Here is an 18,142-nt window from a genome sequence, read left to right as displayed (position 1 = left end):
GCGTTTTCGAGCGAAGTGGAAGCCGGTTCGCGTAAAGAAAACGCGTCAAACTAAAGAGTCTTAGGACGTGGTCCGATGTGCATGCTTTGCGACGATGAGAAGGCCTATCAGGCCTATATGAATTATCTCGACAAGATGGAGCGGCAGGGCAAGGCCGCCGATCCCAACGTCGCCGTCAATGCCGTGCTCGACGAGATCGAGGCGGCCGCGAACGCCGCCGCCAAGAAAAAAGACGACCCGGCCAACGACAAGACCCTGTCTCCGTTCTTCTGTAGCCCGATCAATAAATGACCGATTTGACATCCCTGACGCTCGCCGAGGCCCGCAAGGGCCTCGCGGCCAAGACTTTCACGTCACTCGAGCTGACCGACGCGCATCTGTCCGCGATCGAAGCCGCGCGCGTGCTCAATGCCTTCGTGATGGAGACGCCCGATCGCGCGCGTGACATGGCGAAGGCCGTGGACGAGAAGATCGCCAAGGGTGAGGGCGGTCCGCTCGCGGGCATCCCGCTCGGCATCAAGGATCTCTTTGCGACCGAGGGAGTGCGCACCACGGCGTGCTCGAAGATCCTCGGCAATTTCGTGCCGACCTATGAGTCCACCATAACCTCGCAGCTCTGGCGCGACGGCGCCGTGATGCTCGGCAAGCTCAACAATGACGAGTTCGCGATGGGCTCGGCCAACGAGACCTCGTGCTTCGGCCCCGTCGGCAATCCCTGGCGGCGTGAGGGAAGCAACACGACGCTGGTGCCGGGCGGCTCGTCCGGCGGCTCGGCCTCGGCCGTGGCGGCGCTGCTGTGCATGGGCGCGACCGCGACCGACACCGGCGGTTCGATCCGCCAGCCGGCGGCGTTCACCGCGACCGTCGGTATCAAGCCGACCTATGGTCGCTGCTCGCGCTGGGGCATCGTCGCCTTTGCCTCCTCGCTCGACCAGGCTGGCCCGATCGCGCGCACAACGCGCGATGCGGCGATGCTGCTGCGCTCGATGGCCGGGCACGATCCGAAGGACACGACCTCGGTCGACATGCCCGTGCCGGATTACGAGGCCGCGATCGGCAAATCCGTGAAGGGCATGAAGATCGGTATCCCCAAGGAATATCGCCTCGACGGCATGCCGTCCGAGATCGAAAAGCTTTGGGAAGAGGGCGCGGCCTGGCTGAAGGCGGCCGGCGCCGAGCTTGTCGAGGTGTCGCTGCCGCACACGAAGTACGCGCTGCCGGCCTATTACATCGTGGCGCCGGCGGAGGCGTCCTCCAACCTCGCGCGGTATGACGGCGTCCGCTACGGCCTGCGCGAGCAGGGCAAGAACATCATCGAGCAGTATGAGAACACCCGCGCCGAAGGTTTCGGTGCCGAAGTGCGCCGCCGCGTCATGATCGGCACCTATGTGCTCTCGGCCGGCTATTACGACGCCTACTATTTGCGCGCCCAGAAAGTCCGCACGCTGATCAAGAAGGACTTTGAGGATTGCTTCGCCAAGGGAGTCGACGCGATCCTCACCCCCGCGACGCCGTCGGCCGCCTTCGGCATCGGCGAGAAGGGCGGCGCCGACCCCGTCGAGATGTATCTCAACGACATTTTTACGGTGACCGTGAACATGGCGGGGCTGCCGGGCATCGCCGTGCCAGCGGGCAAGGATGCGCAAGGCCTGCCGCTCGGGCTGCAACTGATCGGTCGTCCCTTTGACGAAGAAGCGTTGTTCTCGCTCGGCGAGGTGATCGAGCAGGCGGCCGGCCGTTTCACGCCCGCGAGGTGGTGGTGAACCTGGCGGCGTATATCGCCAGCCTCGACGGCGCAGCACCGGCGCCGGATCTCAGCGCGCCGCTCGCCGGCCTCTGGTGGGCCGCCAAGGGCGACTGGGACCAGGCGCACAGGATCGTCCAGGACGAGAGCAGCCGCGACGCCGCCTGGGTGCACGCCTATCTGCACCGCGTCGAGGGCGATCTCGGCAATGCCGGCTACTGGTACCGCCAGGCTGGCCAACCCGTGGCAACGGATTCGCTCGAAGCAGAATGGCAGCGTATCGTCGATACGCTGGGTGGGAGTGCATCCGCATGAGCGAGCCTGGATTCACGGGACCGAAGGCGAAGCCGGAGGACTTGTTCGGCCGTTTTCGCGAGATCGTTTCCGATCCCCTCAACCTCCTGATCGAACGCGTCCCGATGGCCGGCCATGTCGAAGGCGATCAGGTCTATCTGCATAACGGCCTGAAGGTCCCGGTATCGGCCCCGGGGCGTATTACGGACCCTTCAGCAGCGTGCTTGTGATCAATCGCGGTGTCCACGAGCCGCTGGAAGAATACGTCTTTCAGGAATTGCTGAAGCGGCTGGGCGAAGCGCCCGCGATGATCGAGCTCGGCGCCTATTGGGGCCACTATTCCATGTGGCTCAAGAAGATGCGGTCTAAGGCAGACGTCATCCTAGTCGAGCCGGACCCCGCCTGCTTGAAGACCGGTCAGGATAATTTCGCGCGCAACGGACTGAAGGGCGAGTTCATCAAGGCCTTCGTCGGCAATGGCAAATTCGAGGTCGACGCCTTCTTCAGGGACAGGAAGATCAGGCGTCTCGACATCTTGCATGCCGATATCCAGGGGTTCGAGGTCGAGATGTTGCAAGGCGCCGAGAGCGTGCTGACCAAGCGCCGCGTCGATTTTCTCTTCATCGCAACCCATTCGCAGGCCCTCCATTACGAGGTCGTCGATCGTCTCAAGGCGAAAGGCTACCGCGTCGAGATCTCCAGCGATTTCGAGGACCAGAGCACGTCGTTCGACGGCTTCGTGTTTGCCTCCTCGCCGGAGGTCGACGCGCTGTTCGGAGAGATCGAGATGATGGGCCGCCCCGAGATCGCGCTGCGCCGGCCGGCCGATGTGCTTCGATTGCTCAACGGGTTTTTCGAAGCCGGCGAAAGGCGAGCAGCCAACGGACCAGGAACGCCATGAGCGCATCTGATGCCTGGCGGGACGCTATCGCAGCGTTCCCTTCGGCAGCAGATATTCGTGAACATGCGGACAGACATTGCCGAGATTGCAGCGCTCGGCCTTGATGAGCGGCTCCAACTGGGCGATCAGCGCCTTGGCGTTGAACACTTTTGGCGGAGCCGCCACTAGCTACGCACGGCGCGGGCGCTGCTGTCCGCGCTTTTGCCTCGTTAACCCTGTATGGGCTCTGGCCTCGGGGTCATGCCGATGCCACCTTTGAGCATGATAGACTGGCGGTGACAGGGTGGGGCCTGCGACGGGACATTCGGGTGCAAGCGTTGAAGATGCGGGGGTGGGTCCTTGCCGGGTTGGCCGCTGCGTTCGCGGGGTTATTGGCGGGATGTGCGACGGTCTACAATTTGCCGGGCAACGCTCCGCTCGGCGAAGCGTTGGCCGACAATGATTTTGGGCGAGAAGTTCAGACTTACGCGGACGATCTGCTGCTGGGGTTGTCGTTCTCCGGCGGCGGCATGCGTGCCGCGGCCTTCTCCTTTGGGGTGCTGACCGAACTCGATCGGTCTCGCGTCGGCTCCGATCGCGCGAAAACGCTGCTTGACCGGGTGGACTTCGTTTCCGGCGTCTCCGGCGGATCGGTTACGGCAGCCTATTTCGGCCTCAAGCAGCGCGCTGCGATTGCGGATTTTCGCGAGCGTTTCCTGCTGCGGAACGCCGAGGAAGGTCTCAATACCCGCGTTTCGCTTGGCAATATCGGGCGCGCACTCGGCGGTGGCGTCAACGACAGCCAGTTTACCGACTGGCTCGATCGAAACCTGTTCGATGGCGCGCGGTTCGATATTTTTCGCGAAGACCGGCGCCCACGGGTCTGGATCAATGCGTCCGACATCTACAACCGCACGCCATTCGTGTTCGGGAAGACCACTTTTGACGCGCTGTGCAGCGATATCCGGTCTTATCGCATCGCTGAGGCGGTTGCAGCGTCCGCAGCGGTACCGCTTGCCTTTGCACCGATCGTGCTCGAGACCTATCCCGGCGGCTGCGCAACGCAACTGCCGGACTGGATCGAACGTGCACGCCGCGATCCGAATGCGCAGCCGTTGTTGCGGTCGTTTGCGGAAGCCAACGCCCGCTATCACGATGGCTCGATGCGCTATGTGAAGCTGCTCGACGGCGGCCTCGTCGACAATTATGGCCTGTCCGGTTTCAGCATCGGGATGCTCGCGGCGCAGCGCCCGTTCGAGCCGATGAACGAGCGCCAGGCCGTGAAGGTGCGGCGGATCATGTTCCTTCTCGTCGATGCCGGGCGGGGTATCTCCGGCGACTTCGCGCAGCGGGTCGAAGGGCCAAGCGGCATCGAACTGGTGTCGGCGGCAGCCGACACCGCCATCGATGCTGGCGTGCGATCGAGTTACGCGGCATTCACCGGCCTGGCCAATGACTGGGTGGGGAAGATCAGACGCTGGCGATGCAGCCTGTCCGCGGCGGACCGTGCCCGTCTCGGGGTCGGCAATAATTGGCGCTGCAACGACGTCAGTTTCTTCATCGATCGGGTGAATTTCGAGCAGCTTGGGCCTGCGCGTGCCGGCATCCTCAATACGATCCCGACGCGGTTCTCGCTGCCGGCGGACCAGGTCGATCTCCTGATCGAAGGCGGCGCCGACGCGCTGCGCCAGAGCAAGCCCTACCAGGCGTTTCGCCGCGGGCTTTGACCGCGGGGGGCTGTTGACCACCAGAATGTCGATTTCTTCGGCTTGACTGGCGCCAGCCGTTGCGCGAAGCCCAACCATCCCACATTTGAATGGTTCGGAAGCCGGATCGATGAACGTGTCAGTCACACCGCACAAGCTTCTCAAGGGCGCCACCGGCGACTGGGAGGTGGTTATCGGCATGGAGATCCATGCGCAGGTGACGTCGAGCTCCAAATTGTTCTCGGGCGCCTCCACTGCGTTTGGCGGCGAGCCGAATTCGCATGTGTCGCTGGTCGACGCGGCGATGCCAGGCATGCTGCCCGTCATCAACGAAGAGTGCGTCAGGCAGGCTGTCCGGACCGGGCTCGGGCTCAACGCAAAAATCAATCTGCGTTCGGTGTTCGACCGGAAAAACTATTTCTATCCGGACCTGCCGCAGGGCTACCAGATCAGCCAGTATAAGTCGCCGATCGTCGGCGAGGGCGAGGTGATCGTCGAGCTCGACGGTGGTAGGACTGCGGCGATCGGCATCGAGCGCCTGCATCTTGAGCAGGATGCCGGCAAGTTGCTGCACGATCAGTCGCCGACCATGACCTATGTCGACCTCAACCGCTCCGGCGTGGCGCTGATGGAGATCGTATCAAAACCGGACATCCGCGATGCCGAGCAGGCCAAGGCCTATGTGACCAAGCTGCGCTCGATCCTGCGCTATCTCGGCACCTGCGACGGCGACATGGAGAAGGGGTCGTTGCGCGCCGACGTCAACGTCTCCGTGCGCAAGCCCGGCGGGCCGCTCGGCACCCGCTGTGAGATCAAGAACATGAACTCGATCACCTTCATCGGCCAGGCGATCGAGTACGAGGCGCGGCGCCAGATCGAAATTTTGGAGGACGGCGGCGCGATCGACCAGGAGACGCGGCTCTACGATCCCAACAAGGGCGAGACGCGGTCAATGCGGTCCAAGGAAGAGGCGCACGACTACCGCTACTTCCCTGATCCCGATCTGCTGCCGCTGGAGTTCTCTCAGGCTTTCGTCGACGAGCTGAAAGCGGAGCTGCCCGAGCTGCCGGACCAGAAGATGACGCGTTTCGTCGCCGACTTCGGCCTGTCGGCCTATGACGCGAGCGTGCTGGTCGCCGAGCGCGAAAGCGCGGTGTTCTACGAGACCGTGCTCGACAAGCTCGCCAACCGCGCCCGTGACGGCAAGATGGCGGCGAACTGGGTGATCAACGAATTGTTCGGCCGTCTCAACAAGGAAGGCCGGGATATTACGGACTCTCCAGTCAATGCCGGGCAGCTCTCAGGGATCATCGACCTGATCGGCGAGGGCACGATTTCCGGCAAGATCGCCAAGGATCTGTTCGAGATCGTTTGGCAAGAGGGCGGCGATCCCCGCGCGCTGGTCGAAAGCCGCGGCATGAAGCAGGTCACCGACCTCTCGGCGATCGAGAAGGTCGTCGACGACATCATCGCGGCCAATCCCGACAAGGCTGCGCAGGTCAAGGACAAGCCGCAGTCGCTCGGCTGGTTCGTCGGCCAGGTGATGAAGGCGTCCGGCGGCAAGGCCAACCCGCAGAGCGTCAACGATCTGCTCAAGTCCAAGCTCGGCATCTGACGTCGCGCGTTCGAATGAGGTGACGGATACGTTCCGTCACCTCGCTTCAGCTCGCGATGCGACGCGCGCGTCCGTCATCGATGGCCAACATCATCCCATCTGAGCCACGCAGCGACGACCGAATCGCCGTCACGCGATTCGCGCGAAACGGCGGCTTGCACGCGCTTTGGCGAGCGCTCGCGCCGTTAAGCATGAAAATATTTTCGTTGCCAAAACCTGCGACTCAGAGTCCGCGAAACGCTTCCATGACGCGATCGAGCAAACCGCGACGCACGTCACCGCGTTGATCATGCGCAATGCGCAAGTGCAGAATAATACTTGCTGCATAGAGTTTCTTTGCAGTCACCGGCCTTGCCGAGATCGATGCTGCGACCACTCTGCGTGATCGCGAGCGCATGTCTCTCCGACCACTTGCGTCGCGCTCGCCAAGCGCACGCGCTCCGCTGCGTCAACACTTCCTTAAGTGAGAAGATGTTTTTTTCGTCGTGTTGGTGTATTCGGGGTGAGTGCATTCGATCCCCGAATGTACGCAGCGATTAAAGCCATCTCACACATCGGAGGGCAACATGGCCAAGAAAGCAAAGAAGGCGAAGAAGGCGAAGAGCGCAGTGAAGAAGACTGCGAAGAAGACCCGCAAGGTCGCCAAGAAGAAGAAGTAACTTCGCTTCTGAAGTTGCCGGCTCCTAGAGAGCCGGCACGTCATCAGCGCCTCTTAGCAGGTTCTGGTCGACGATAGAGGGTGTCGGCGAGACATCAGGTCAACGGTCGGATCGTTCTCTTTCGCGGGTTCGCTCGCCAAAGTCCGGTCCGGCAGAAGAAACAAGTTTTCTTCGTTCGGTGCGGCTCCGGTTCTCCGGCTCTGCAATTTCACGAGTAGCCTCGCGGTCAAAGTGGAATCTGGTCCTGACGTGTTCGCCGACGCCCTCGTTCCCTGAGGCCGGGGCATTGCCGGCATTTCTTTCCCAACATTTCTGATCTGACCGTGACGTGGCCGCGCTGCCTTGAGGCAGGCGAGGGCTGCGGCTTTGTCGTACGCAGCGCCCGCGCCCCATTTCCCGTTTGCGTTGCCGTCACCGTTCCGACCGGGGGCTCCTGTTCGCCGCGCGATGGATGACTGGGGTCTCTGGAACGACAATGCGTGGGCGCGGGCGACGCCACAACGCGCCCGCTACAACGCGCGATGGTTATCGTAGTCCGAAAATCTCACGGTAAACCAAATCTGACGAATCGCAGAAGTGCTTGGAAAACGGCAGCTTCTTGCATTCCTTTCGCGAACGTTGCGCCCGCGCGTTTACGTCTGCTTCATCGCGATACTTAAACTGCCATTCAAATTTGCCCGCCATCATCACCTCCAACAAGCCGGCAAACGGCATGGGCAAGAAGACTCGGGGATGAGTTGAACAGTCAATTGGACGGGAGCCGCGCTCGGGGGACGAGGCGGCATAAGAAAAAGGGGATGCGTTGTGTTTCAGGGTACTTTCGATCTGGAGACGGCGACGGCGATCGACGCGGGCGCGCTGTCTGACGTGCTGTTCGAGCGCGGGATGTATTGGGCGAGCGGTCGTTCCGGCCTCGTCGATCTCGTCGCCGCGCATAAATGGTTCAACCTTGCCGCGCTGAAGGGCCGCAAGGACGCCGTCACGTTGCGCCAGGAAGTGGCCGGGCAGATGTCGGACGCCGAAATCTCGGCCGCGCAGCGCGACGCGAGGGCGTGGGTCTCCACGCACTGAGCTGACAATCGCATCGGGCCCTGTGTTGTACGGGGCGATCCGGTTGCTCCAAGGCAAGTTCCTGCGTCGGGCCGCCACTAGACCCGCGCGGTAGGAGCGACACTGACAAGAATGACCCGGGGAACGGGCGAGGCGTGCCGATATGGCATTCCTGCCGCCGGATGCGGGCACACATATATAAAGAGAGCGCGAATCGGGCCGAGTTCAGCCGTGCGGATCCTTGCGCCAGGCTGTCGCGCCGGCTTCACGATCGCTTTCACGCGAAAGAACGCCGAGACCTTGATTCTGCGGGTGGGGTGGCGGAGAGGGAGGGATTCGAACCCTCGATACAGCTTGAGACCGTATGACGCTTTAGCAAAGCGTTGCCTTCAGCCACTCGGCCACCTCTCCGGTGCGAGCCTTATGCATCTAATTACTTGGGCTGGTCAATTTCGAAGCGTGTGTTTTCGCTCGAATATTCCCAACGATTTCCGCAGTCATGCGCGCCAATAGAGACGATTTGCCTTCCGGTTGAGGACTTGATGCCGAAACAGTGGGCCCAGAACTGAAACGTCTGGCACGGACGACAAGGATGGCTCCCCAGAGGACGGTATCTCGATCGAATCAAGCGGTTGAATTTGTTGAATTTTTCCTGCTGCCCTCGCTTTGCGCTGCAAGATATGATGGGTAGTTCAGTACTATGGGCTTGCGGATGGCCGGGGCATAAGGGCTGCCGCGCGTAACCAAGCTGCTGCCAACTGCTCCCACAAGCCAAACTCGGCTTTGTGGCGTCGCCGAACCGGTTGCGGTATTTGACCGGATGATCTGAGGGAGGAATGGGCTTGGCGGTGAACTGCAGACCAAATTTCGACGTGCCGTCGAAGCCTTTCAGGCCAAGGATCTGGTCAAAGCGGAAAGAATACTGCAGCAGATCGCAAAAGCGGCCAGGAACGTGTTCGAGGTCGAGCATCTCCTCGGTGTCGTCAAGCTCGTCCAAGGTCGATTTTCGGAGGCCGAAGTCCATCTCAAGGCGGCTGTCGCCCTGAATGGAAGCAGTGACGAAGCGCTCAGCAATTATGGATACGCGCTCAAAGCCCTGAACCGACCGCAAGAGGCGCTCGCATATTTTACGCGCGCATTGGCGGTCAATCCGCGCAATCCCCTGTCGTACCACAACAGGGGTTCGATACTCGCCGAATTCTCGAGGAACTATCCGGAGGCGATTGACCAGTTCGACAAGGCGATTGCCTTCAATCCGAACTTTGCCGACGCATATTCAAGCAAGGGCAATTGCCTCGAGAAGCTCAAGCGCTACGAGGACGCCCTCGTTGCCTACGATAAGGCGTTGTCGCTCAAGCCTGACCTGGAGATTGCGTGGCTTGGTCGCGGGAATGTTTTCCGCAATCTGAAGCGCTATGACGAAGCGTTTGCGACATACGACAAGGCGCTGTCGGCCAAGCCTGCTTTCGAGGAGGCATGGGTCGGTCGAGGTGACGTTCTCGCTGATCTCAAGCGCCATGACGAGGCATTGGCTGCGTACGACAAGGCACTGTCGATCAAGCCCGATGTCGAGGGTGCGTGGGTTGCCCGGGGCAATGTGTTCTGGAGTCTCAAGCGCTATGACGAGGCACTGGCTGCATACGACAAGGCGCTATCGATCAAGCCTGGTTTGGAGAATGCGTGGCTTGGTCGAGGCAACGTGCTCTGCGATCTCAAACGTTACGACGAAGCATTTGCCGCTTTTGACAAGGCGCTGTCGATCAGGCCTGACCTTGCAGAAGCGTGGCTTGGCCGCGGCAATGTCTTTACCGAGCTCGAGCGTCATGATGGGGCGTTTGCCGCTTATGACAGGGCGCTGTCGATCAAGCCGGATCTGGCAGAGGCATGGCTCGGTCGAGGCAACGTATTGTGGGGTCTCAAGCGCTATGAGGAGGCTCTCGCTGCCTTCGACAAGGCACTGTCGTTCAAGTCCGATCTGGATGGAGCGTGGGTCGGGCGAGGCAATGTTTTCACCGATCTCATGCGCTATGATGGAGCGCTTGCCGCTTATGACAAGGCAGTATCGATCAGGCCTGACCTGGAGGGCATCGAGGGGTTGCGTCTCTATGCAAAGATGAATCTTTGCAATTGGGAGAATCTCGACGAAGAGATCGGACATTTGACGGCTGCAATACGGGCCGGGAAGGCCAATAGCTCTCCCTTTGCGTTGCTGTCATTGACGGATTCGCCTGATGATCACCTGCGATGCGCCAGGGCATGGGTGGCTGCAAAGCTCCCGCAATCCTCAAGGGCAGGTTCAAGAGGCGTACCCCATCAGCACGACAGGATTCGGATCGGATATGTTTCACCGGATTTACGTGAGCATCCGGTCGGGTATCTGACTGCTGGGGTTTTTGAGAAACACGACGCTCGTCGATTTGAGACATACGCCTTCTCGATCGGTCCGGGCGATGACAGCGATCTGCGCAAGCGACTGGAAGGGTCCTTTCATCGCTTTATCGATTGCGAGCACAAGAGCGACAGTGAAGTCCTGGAGGCGATCAGCGAAGCGCAGATCGATATTCTTGTCGACCTTGCCGGTCACACACAGAATGCCAGGCTGCCGCTATTCGCATCCAGCCCCGCTCCGATCGTCGTCAATTACCTCGGGTTCGCGGGAACCCTCGGGAGCAAGGAACTGTCGAATTACATCATTGCCGATCAAATCGTGCTGCCGGATTCGAACAGTCAGTTCTTTGAAGAGAAAGTCGTCCGGTTGCCCGGCAGCTTCATGCCGCGCGACAACAATGGGCCCGCGATCGGCGAAGTGCTGCCCGATCGGGCTGATCACGATCTGCGGCCGGAATGGACGGTGTTTTGCTGTTTCAACAACGCCTACAAGATCAATCGATCGGTCTTTGGCTGCTGGCTGAACATCTTGAGGAGCGTCGGGCAGTCGGTCCTTTGGTTGTCCGATATCGGAGAAATCGCAAAATCGAATTTGCGAAAGGAAGCCAAAGAGGCGGGCATCGATCCGGATCGGCTAGTGTTTGCAAAGCGCGTTTCATCGTCGGCCGACCATTTGGCGCGGCATCGCCTTGCCGACCTTTTCCTGGATACGCTGCCCTACAACGCGCACACGACAGCGAGTGATGCGCTGTGGGCTGGGCTGCCCGTCGTCACACAAATTGGAAATAGCTTCGCAGGCCGCGTCGCGGCGAGCTTGCTCAACGCAGTTGGCTTGCCTGAATTGATCACGCGAACGCGCGAGGAATATGAAGCGCTCGCAATCGATCTGGCGCGCGACAGGCAGAAGCTCCAGGGCATTCGCGAGAGGCTGCAAAGGAACCGTCTGACGACGCCGCTGTTTGATGCGGCACTTTATACGAGACACCTCGAGGCGGCCTACGAGGCAATGCATCAGCGCCATCAGACCGGATTGCCGCCGGATCATATCGACATTCAAGCTCTCCGGTGAGCATCCGGCAGGCCATCAGTTCGTAAGCGGCTTGTTCCGTGTCGGGGAGGGGACGACAAACCGGTCGCGTTGATCCCCGGGAAGCGAAACTGCGGCTCTCCTCGCGTCCGGATCAGTCGATTCTCCGGGCGGTGGCGGGCGCCGGTGAGTCCCTCGGCGATTCCACGATTCGATCGCGTCAGAACCGCAACACCGCTGCTTCGCGCTGGTGGGGGCAATGGGCGGGAGTTTCGACGGCAAATGGAACCGCTTCTAAAACATGAGCAAATTCAAACCCTTGTGCGGGCGGATTGATCACATCTGCGTGTTATTTGTGCAACACCCATCGGAAAACGCGCTCCATTGGCTCGTTTCGGAGCGTTCTCTTGTTGTGTGTGCAAGGACGTTCGGTAATTGTGATCGAGCGACGGAGGGGGGCATCCCAAGGTCGTCCCGTTTAGGTCTTTCGCTTAAGTCCCTCGCGTTCATGCGGGTGTGTCCGAAGACGCGAAGGTGGCCAAAGCGGTGATTTAAAGGGGGTTGGGGAATTGGCCGTTCGGGTCAGTGACCTTCCCTGAAGAGCAACTTGGAGGTTTAACATGAAGTTGGTTAAGAGCCTTTTGCTCGGCTCAGCGGCGGGTCTTCTCGCTGTGGGCGGAGCGCAGGCAGCCGATCTCCCCGTGAAGGCCAAAGCGGTCGAATACGTGAAGATCTGCTCCCTGTACGGTGCGGGTTTCTACTACATCCCGGGCACCGACACTTGTATCAAGCTGGGTGGTTATCTGCGCGCTGAAGCAGCTATTAACACCAACTCGGACTACAGCGGTCAGTTTGCCGCTCCCGCGGGCGCAAAAAATCGCCTGAGCAACTACTACACCGCTCGCGCTCGTGAAGACTTCAACATCGACACGCGCACCGCGACCGAGTACGGCGTCGTTCGTACCTTCTTCGATGGCGTGTTCTCGTGGACGACGGGTGGCTATCAGGGCACTGGCTCCGCTACGGGCGCGACTGCCTATACCGGTACGCTGGCGCTCAACACCTCGGGTGCGACCCCGGCGCTGGTTGGTTCGTCGATCAACGGCACCGACGGCAACACTTCGGCCGGTTCGCTCGGCGTGTACTACGCCTTCATCCAGTTCGCTGGCTTCACGATGGGTAAGGCCGTGTCGCAGTTCGACGCGCCCTGGACCAACTATCCCGGCAACAACTTCGACGGTCTCGTCGGCGGCAGCGGCACGGTCACTGGTATCCTCCAGTTCACCTACACCGCTGACTTCGGTCAGGGCATCACGGCGTCGTTCTCGGCGGAAGATCCGTCTGCTTACATGCAGGCCGGCAACATCAACCTGTCCGGTGCTGCTGGTCCCTCGGGCGTCACCGGTGCGGCGCTTGGTTCCAACGCGATCGGCGGCACCCGTTCTCCGAACCTCGTCGGTATGCTGCGTGTCGACCAGGCTTGGGGTCTGTTCCAGGCGTCGGTCGCTGCACATGACAACCATGTTGCCTACTACGGCGCGACCGAGCCGACTGGCCACCCCGACGACAAGTGGGGTTGGGCGATCCAGCTCGCTCTGTCGATCAAGAACATCCCGACTGGTGCGGGAGACGTGATCAACGTGTCGGCCGTCTACACCGACGGTGCGACCCGCTACAACTTCCAGAACCTGGCGGGCAGCACGTATACCGTCTATGGTACCTCGAGCCTAGCCGGTGCCTATGGCAGCGTCGCTGCTGTGACCGCGCCGGACACCACGTTCACCACGGGTAGCCAGCAGGAAAACGTCAAGACCTGGGGCTTCCGTGGTGCCTACACCCACAACTGGGATCCCTTCTGGAACACCGCGATCTACGGTGCGTATGCTCAAGCCCAGTTCGGTAGTGGTGCCAAGACGTTCCTCTGCGGACCGGCTGGCATCATCGCTCTGACCGCTGGCGTTACGTCTTGTAACCCGGACTTCAACATCGGCCAGGTCGGTGTCATCACCCGCTGGACCCCGGTCAAGAACCTCACGTTCTCGGCTGACCTTGCGTGGACCAACATCGACCAGAAGTACGCAGGCGTCGTGACCACCACGTCGATCTCCGGCCCGAATGCCAAGCCGATTGCGGCCTACGAGCTGAAGGACCAGAACTCGCTCGTTCTGCTCCTCCGCGCTCAGCGCAACTGGTAAGTTCGGTCTAACGACCTGATAGAGAGCCCCGGCGGGAAACCGCCGGGGCTTTTTCTTTTGCCGGGGCCGGTTCGCGCTCCCAGGAATGTCTGGTCAGAACTGGCGCGCAGGTGCGCTGGTTGCTTCCGGTTACTCGTCACGAGCGAGGCGAGAGGGCGCGGGGATCAGGCTCGAAACGAGACCGCCGATCTCCGTCGTAGACCCCGAGGCGCAATTTGCTGACGTCGCGTTTATCTGCGCCGCACGCCAGCCCCGCGCCGACGCGCAATTGGTCCGCCTGTGGCTGACCGATAGCCCGGTAACCCACTCGCCGATCTGGTTGCACAGCCCTTGGCTCTCAAGGCGTGCCCTGATAAGGCCCGTTTGAAGATCACGTCGGAGCTATAGAGTTCCTCCACCAAAGGAGAGGCGGGCGCGAGTATGGCGCTTGCTGCCGATGCGCTCCGTAGCGAAGCGATGGAGGGCGCCGCTATTCCACGCTGCCGGCGCCGCGGCGCAAATCAGCCTCGATCTGCAACCGCGTGCCGCCGCCGAAGCGAGCGCGGTAGACCTGAAGATTCTCCATGATCCGCTGTACGTAATTGCGCGTCTCGGAGAACGGAATGAGCTCAACCCAGTCGACCGCGTCGACCTTGGCGTCGCGTGGGTCGCCGTAGCGGTCGACCCACTTCTTCACGCTGCCGCGGCCGGCATTGTAGGCGGCAAACGTCATGATGTAGGAGCCGCGATAATCCTCGAGCAGACCGCCGAGCTCGGCCGAGCCGAGCGTGGCGTTGTAGGCCGAATCGTTCTTCAGCCGCGACAAATCGTAGGTTCCGCCGTGCCGCTTGCAGACATAGCGCGCGGCGTCGGGCGTCACCTGCATCAGCCCGTAGGCCTGCGCCGGCGAGACCACGGCCGGATTGAACGCGCTTTCCTGCCGCGCGATGGCGTAGACGATGCTGCGCTCGACCTCGGGCCCGATCGGCGTGAACTGCGGAATGCCGTTGACGGGATAGGCGTAGAAATCGAACGGCAGCCCGCGATTGAGCGCGGCCTTGCCGACCAGCAGCATGCTGCGCGCGTCGCTATAGCGCTGGGTCAGCTCGCCGAGCCCGGTCAGCGCCTCGGGATCGCCGTTCTCGCCCATATCGGCGAGCATCGGCACCGCGATCTCGCGCTCATCGAGCTCGTACAGCAGTTGCGCGGCGCGCACGATCTCGAGCCGTTCGGCGCCGCGCCCCCGCGGCTGGCTGTTGAGCTCGATCTGCGGCAGGCCGAGTTTTGCGCGCGCGAGCTGGCCGTAATAGCTGGTCGACTGCTCGGCTGCACGGGCGTAGGCGTTGCGCGCCTCCTGCTGGCGGCCCGCGGCTTCCGCCGCGCGGCCCTGCCAGTAGCCGGCGCGCGCCAGCGTGGTCGGATTGACGCTGCCGACGCCGATGCGGGCAAAGTGCTGGGCGGCCGTGGCGGGATCGTTGAGGAAGCGCAGCGCAATCCAGCCCGCCGTGAACTCCTGCTCGGTCTTGTAAATGTCGCGTGAGGGCAGCGCCGCGTCGCGCGCGATCAGATAGGCGCTGCGGAATTCCTCGGTGTCGATCATCTTGCGCGCCAAAAGGCGCCGCTCGATCCACCATTCGTCGAGATTGTAGAGCCGGTTCGGATCCTTCGGCGCCGACAGCATGAGCTGGGCAGCTTCGGCAAACTTCTCCTCGCGGCGCAGCAGCTGGATCTTGCTGAAGATGAAGCCGGGATCGCTGTGCAGCTCGCGTGGCACCTCTTCGAGCAGCGCGCGCGTGTTCGGCGCCTTCTTGAACGAGGCGATGCGCGCCTTGGCGAGCGCGACATAGCCGGCGCCGAGCCGTTTTGCCGCGCGCAGTGCCGCTTCGGTCTCGCTGCCGTAGAGCAGTGTGTCCATCCGCGCCTTCTGGTCGCCCGGCGTCAGCAGGGCGCCAAACTGGTCAAGCGCGTTGTTCTCGGTGTCTTCCGACATCGGATCGCTGCGCCACGCCTCGCGCACCAGCCGTTCGGCATTGGCGCGGTCGCCGCGCGCCAGCATCGCCCTGGCAAGTACGAAGCGGCCCTTGGCCGAAACAGGGGATTCGTTCTCGAACCACGACCAGCCAACGGAATCGTCGCGCCTGTCGTCCCACATCGCGGCCTCGAGGCGGCGGCGCAGGAAGGTCTGCGACGGCCAGCTCGGATTGGCGGAGAGGAACGCGCGGTAGCGCTCAACACTCGCGCCATTGTCCTCGCTGCGCAGGATGATCCATTCCGCGAGCTTTCGCGCGACGGGATCCGAAATCGAATCTGCGTAACTGTTGGCGTCGCCCGGCTTGCGCTTGCGCACCAGCTCGATGACGTTCTCGAGCGTGTCCTTGTCGGCTTGCGACGTCGACGAGGTCGCCGCAACCGCGGCCGGCGTGACCGGCTTGCGCGGCGCGGCGTGCTGTCGGGTCGCAGGCGCCAGCACGGGTGTTGCAACAGGTCTGGCGGAGGCAGGGGCCGGGGCGGAAGGCTTGACGGTGGCCGTCACCGCCGGCGCGGTCTGGGTGGCCGGCGCATTGGCGGCCGGTCGGGATTTTGGCGCGGGGGCGGCAGCGGCGGGCTTCGGCTTGTCCTTCGCGGCATCCTTGCTGGCAGGTTTCTTCGCCGCATCCTTGGCGGGGGCGGGTGTTACTCCCTTGGTCGCGCCCTTGGCTGCCTCCTTGCCTGTTTCCTTGGTCGATCCTTTGGCAGCTCCCTTCGCCGCATCCTTAGCGGGCTGGGTGGTCGCTGGCTTGACGGCTGGTTTCGCGGTTCCCTTGGCGGCCTGCTTGGCTGGTTCCTTAGCAGTGTCCTCGGCCGTCTCATTGGACTTGGCCAAGGCGATGCAGCCGATCGACAGGCCGGCCATCAGGCAGAGGGCCAGACCGGCAGATCGCCATGCGGCACGAGGAAATGAGGTCACGGCGGTTCGTCGCCCCGAATCAGTCAATTGGCTCAAGACCTATCTGTACAAGATCTGGCTGTATTTGATTGAATATGCGGACAAAATACCAACAGCCGCTTACCTTCGCCCGCTTTGCACCACCACCGCGGCAAAATCGCGGCCTAAACGGTGCGTCAGTCGGCAGCAGCTCTTTTACCGACGGGATAGACCCGATATGTATGGGGCTTGCTCTAAAACTTGCCGCGTACGGAGGAAGTCCATGGCAGCCAAGACGAAATTCCGGGGGTCGTTCACCGCCTTGGTCACGCCGTTCAAGAACGGCTCGCTGGACGAGGCGGCGTTCCGGTCGCTGGTCAACTGGCAGATCTCCGAGGGCACCAACGGCCTAGTCCCGGTCGGTACCACCGGCGAGAGCCCGACGCTCAGCCATGACGAGCACAAGAAGGTGGTCGAATGGTGCATCGAGGAGGCCAAGGGCCGCGTGCCCGTGATCGCCGGCGCCGGCTCCAATTCAACCAAGGAAGCGGTCGAGCTGGCCCAGCATGCCGAGAAGGCCGGCGCCAACGCCGTGCTGGTGGTGACGCCCTACTACAACAAGCCGACCCAGGAAGGCATGTATCAGCACTTCAAGGCGATCAACGATGCGATCGGAATTCCGATCATCATCTACAACATCCCGCCGCGCTCGGTGATCGACATGTCGGTCGACACCATGACGCGGCTGTGGGAGTTGAAGAACATCGCCGGCGTCAAGGACGCCACCGCCAGCATGGTGCGCGTGTCGCAACAGCGTGCGGCGATGGGCGAGGACTTCAACCAGCTCTCCGGCGAAGACGCGACCATCCTCGGTTACATGGCCCATGGTGGCCATGGCTGCATCTCGGTGACGTCGAACGTCGCGCCGCGGCTGTGTTCGGAGTTCCAGGCCGCCTGGGCGAAGGGCGACCACGCCACCGCGCTGAAGATTCACGACAAGCTGATGCCGCTGCACAACAACCTTTTCATCGAGAGCAATCCGGCGCCGATCAAGTATGCAATGACGCTGCTCGGCAAGATGGACGAGACGCTGCGGCTGCCGATGGTGCCAGTCTCCGAGCCGACCCGCGTTGCGGTGCGCAGCGCCATGGTGCACGCCGGCCTGATCAACTGATGCTTTAGCCACCGGGGGAGCTTGTCATGAGCGCAGTCGACGAAAAGGGCAGGCGGATGCTAACGGAGTTCCGCGACTTCGCCATGAAGGGAAACGTCGTTGATCTTGCGGTCGGCGTCATCATCGGCGCGGCCTTCGGCGCCATCGTCACTTCGTTGGTCGGCGACGTCATCATGCCGCTCATCGGCGCTGCTACCGGCGGGCTCGACTTCTCGAACTACTACGTCCCCTTGTCGAAGGCGGTCACCGCCACCAACTTAGCGGATGCGAAAAAGCAAGGCGCAGTCCTTGCTTACGGCAGCTTCCTTACGCTGACGATCAACTTCATCATCGTCGCCTTCGTGTTGTTCCTGGTGATCCGCGCCATGAACACGCTGAAGCGCAAGGAAGAGGCCAAGCCCGCGGAGCCGCCGAGGCCGTCGGCAGAGGTCGTGCTGCTGACCGAGATCCGCGATCTCCTCAAGAAGTGACGCGCGCGCTTCATTCCAAACTGTTAGCGTCCGCTCGTATCTCGATCAGGTTTTTT

General features: G+C 61.9%; 15 protein-coding genes and 1 tRNA gene. 12 read left to right on the top strand and 4 right to left on the bottom strand.

All coding sequences use genetic code 11. The annotated features are described in order from the left end of the window. Positions 1–75: 75 nt before the first annotated feature. The 5 genes from UB31_RS21700 to UB31_RS21685 are packed head-to-tail and all read left to right on the top strand — an operon-like array spanning position 76 to position 2,939. Complete coding sequence (locus UB31_RS21700; RefSeq protein WP_014494728.1) at positions 76–291, top strand: hypothetical protein; 216 nt, start codon at positions 76–78, stop codon at positions 289–291. After that, positions 288–1,763, top strand: coding sequence for an Asp-tRNA(Asn)/Glu-tRNA(Gln) amidotransferase subunit GatA (gatA, locus tag UB31_RS21695; protein WP_045008014.1), 1,476 nt, complete (start codon positions 288–290; stop codon positions 1,761–1,763). Before UB31_RS21700 ends, gatA begins: the two co-directional genes overlap by 4 nt. Then, entirely contained in the window at positions 1,754–2,059 is a 306-nt protein-coding gene (locus UB31_RS21690) for a hypothetical protein (RefSeq protein WP_156163412.1), read from the top strand. Before gatA ends, UB31_RS21690 begins: the two co-directional genes overlap by 10 nt. Beyond that, on the top strand, positions 2,056–2,268 hold the full coding sequence (locus UB31_RS42615) for a hypothetical protein (RefSeq protein WP_245305619.1): 213 nt from the start codon (positions 2,056–2,058) through the stop codon (positions 2,266–2,268). The genes UB31_RS21690 and UB31_RS42615 overlap by 4 nt, the downstream gene beginning before the upstream one ends. Then, entirely contained in the window at positions 2,259–2,939 is a 681-nt protein-coding gene (locus tag UB31_RS21685) for an FkbM family methyltransferase (RefSeq protein WP_245306041.1), read from the top strand. The genes UB31_RS42615 and UB31_RS21685 overlap by 10 nt, the downstream gene beginning before the upstream one ends. 24 nt (positions 2,940–2,963) lie before the next feature. Here the strand turns inward: UB31_RS21685 and UB31_RS41580 are convergent, their stop codons facing one another. Further along, on the bottom strand, positions 2,964–3,104 hold the full coding sequence (locus UB31_RS41580) for a hypothetical protein (RefSeq protein WP_156163411.1): 141 nt from the start codon (positions 3,102–3,104) through the stop codon (positions 2,964–2,966). A gap of 158 nt (positions 3,105–3,262) precedes the next feature. On the opposite strand from UB31_RS41580, the gene UB31_RS21680 reads away from it, so the two are divergent. From UB31_RS21680 to UB31_RS21665, 3 genes are all read left to right on the top strand, one after another. Continuing rightward, positions 3,263–4,645, top strand: coding sequence for a patatin-like phospholipase family protein (locus tag UB31_RS21680; RefSeq protein WP_082078584.1), 1,383 nt, complete (start codon positions 3,263–3,265; stop codon positions 4,643–4,645). Between the two features lie 109 nt (positions 4,646–4,754). Continuing rightward, on the top strand, positions 4,755–6,239 hold the full coding sequence (gene gatB, locus UB31_RS21675; protein ID WP_045012333.1) for an Asp-tRNA(Asn)/Glu-tRNA(Gln) amidotransferase subunit GatB: 1,485 nt from the start codon (positions 4,755–4,757) through the stop codon (positions 6,237–6,239). A 1,463-nt stretch (positions 6,240–7,702) separates the two neighbouring features. After that, positions 7,703–7,969: a hypothetical protein gene (locus UB31_RS21665; protein WP_045008010.1), complete on the top strand. Its 267-nt coding sequence runs from the start codon at positions 7,703–7,705 to the stop codon at positions 7,967–7,969. Between the two features lie 297 nt (positions 7,970–8,266). Here the strand turns inward: UB31_RS21665 and UB31_RS21660 are convergent. After that, positions 8,267–8,359 (bottom strand) — tRNA-Ser (locus UB31_RS21660). 22 nt (positions 8,360–8,381) lie between these two features. Then, entirely contained in the window at positions 8,382–8,945 is a 564-nt protein-coding gene (locus tag UB31_RS21655) for a hypothetical protein (protein WP_045012332.1), read from the bottom strand. Here UB31_RS21655 and UB31_RS21650 point away from each other — a divergent pair. Together UB31_RS21650 and UB31_RS21645 are read left to right on the top strand one after the other, a co-directional pair. After that, on the top strand, positions 8,901–11,405 hold the full coding sequence (locus UB31_RS21650) for a tetratricopeptide repeat protein (RefSeq protein ID WP_050044811.1): 2,505 nt from the start codon (positions 8,901–8,903) through the stop codon (positions 11,403–11,405). The genes UB31_RS21655 and UB31_RS21650 overlap by 45 nt on opposite strands. Positions 11,406–11,983: 578 nt before the next feature. Further along, positions 11,984–13,558 (top strand): porin, encoded by a 1,575-nt coding sequence (locus UB31_RS21645; protein ID WP_045012331.1) that lies wholly within the window; start codon positions 11,984–11,986, stop codon positions 13,556–13,558. Positions 13,559–14,027: 469 nt separating this feature from the next. Here the strand turns inward: UB31_RS21645 and UB31_RS21640 are convergent, their stop codons facing one another. After that, positions 14,028–16,430 (bottom strand): lytic transglycosylase domain-containing protein, encoded by a 2,403-nt coding sequence (locus UB31_RS21640; RefSeq protein WP_045012330.1) that lies wholly within the window; start codon positions 16,428–16,430, stop codon positions 14,028–14,030. Positions 16,431–16,725: 295 nt separating this feature from the next. Between UB31_RS21640 and dapA the strand changes: the two genes are divergently transcribed. Both dapA and mscL read left to right on the top strand, forming a co-directional pair. After that, positions 16,726–17,616, top strand: a complete 891-nt coding sequence (gene dapA, locus UB31_RS21635) for a 4-hydroxy-tetrahydrodipicolinate synthase (protein ID WP_045012329.1) — start codon at positions 16,726–16,728, stop codon at positions 17,614–17,616. A gap of 56 nt (positions 17,617–17,672) precedes the next feature. Then, a complete protein-coding gene (gene mscL / locus UB31_RS21630; RefSeq protein ID WP_045012393.1) occupies positions 17,673–18,086 on the top strand; it encodes a large conductance mechanosensitive channel protein MscL in 414 nt (137 codons plus the stop codon). The last annotated feature ends 56 nt before the right edge of the window (positions 18,087–18,142 follow it).

Source organism: Bradyrhizobium sp. LTSP849, from assembly GCF_000938255.1.
In the GTDB taxonomy this organism is placed as follows: Bacteria; Pseudomonadota; Alphaproteobacteria; order Rhizobiales; family Xanthobacteraceae; genus Bradyrhizobium.
Note: the sequence above shows the minus strand (reverse complement) of the source record. Positions and strands in the feature narration are given on the sequence as shown.

Coding starts and splice junctions, on each gene's coding strand:
- UB31_RS21640 (WP_045012330.1), bottom strand. CDS start 16,430: ATGGCCGGCCTGTCGATCGGCTGCATCGCCTTGGCCAAGTCCAATGAG.
- gatA (WP_045008014.1), top strand. CDS start 288: ATGACCGATTTGACATCCCTGACGCTCGCCGAGGCCCGCAAGGGCCTC.
- gatB (WP_045012333.1), top strand. CDS start 4,755: ATGAACGTGTCAGTCACACCGCACAAGCTTCTCAAGGGCGCCACCGGC.
- UB31_RS21645 (WP_045012331.1), top strand. CDS start 11,984: ATGAAGTTGGTTAAGAGCCTTTTGCTCGGCTCAGCGGCGGGTCTTCTC.
- UB31_RS21680 (WP_082078584.1), top strand. CDS start 3,263: ATGCGGGGGTGGGTCCTTGCCGGGTTGGCCGCTGCGTTCGCGGGGTTA.
- mscL (WP_045012393.1), top strand. CDS start 17,673: ATGCTAACGGAGTTCCGCGACTTCGCCATGAAGGGAAACGTCGTTGAT.
- dapA (WP_045012329.1), top strand. CDS start 16,726: ATGGCAGCCAAGACGAAATTCCGGGGGTCGTTCACCGCCTTGGTCACG.
- UB31_RS21700 (WP_014494728.1), top strand. CDS start 76: ATGTGCATGCTTTGCGACGATGAGAAGGCCTATCAGGCCTATATGAAT.
- UB31_RS42615 (WP_245305619.1), top strand. CDS start 2,056: ATGAGCGAGCCTGGATTCACGGGACCGAAGGCGAAGCCGGAGGACTTG.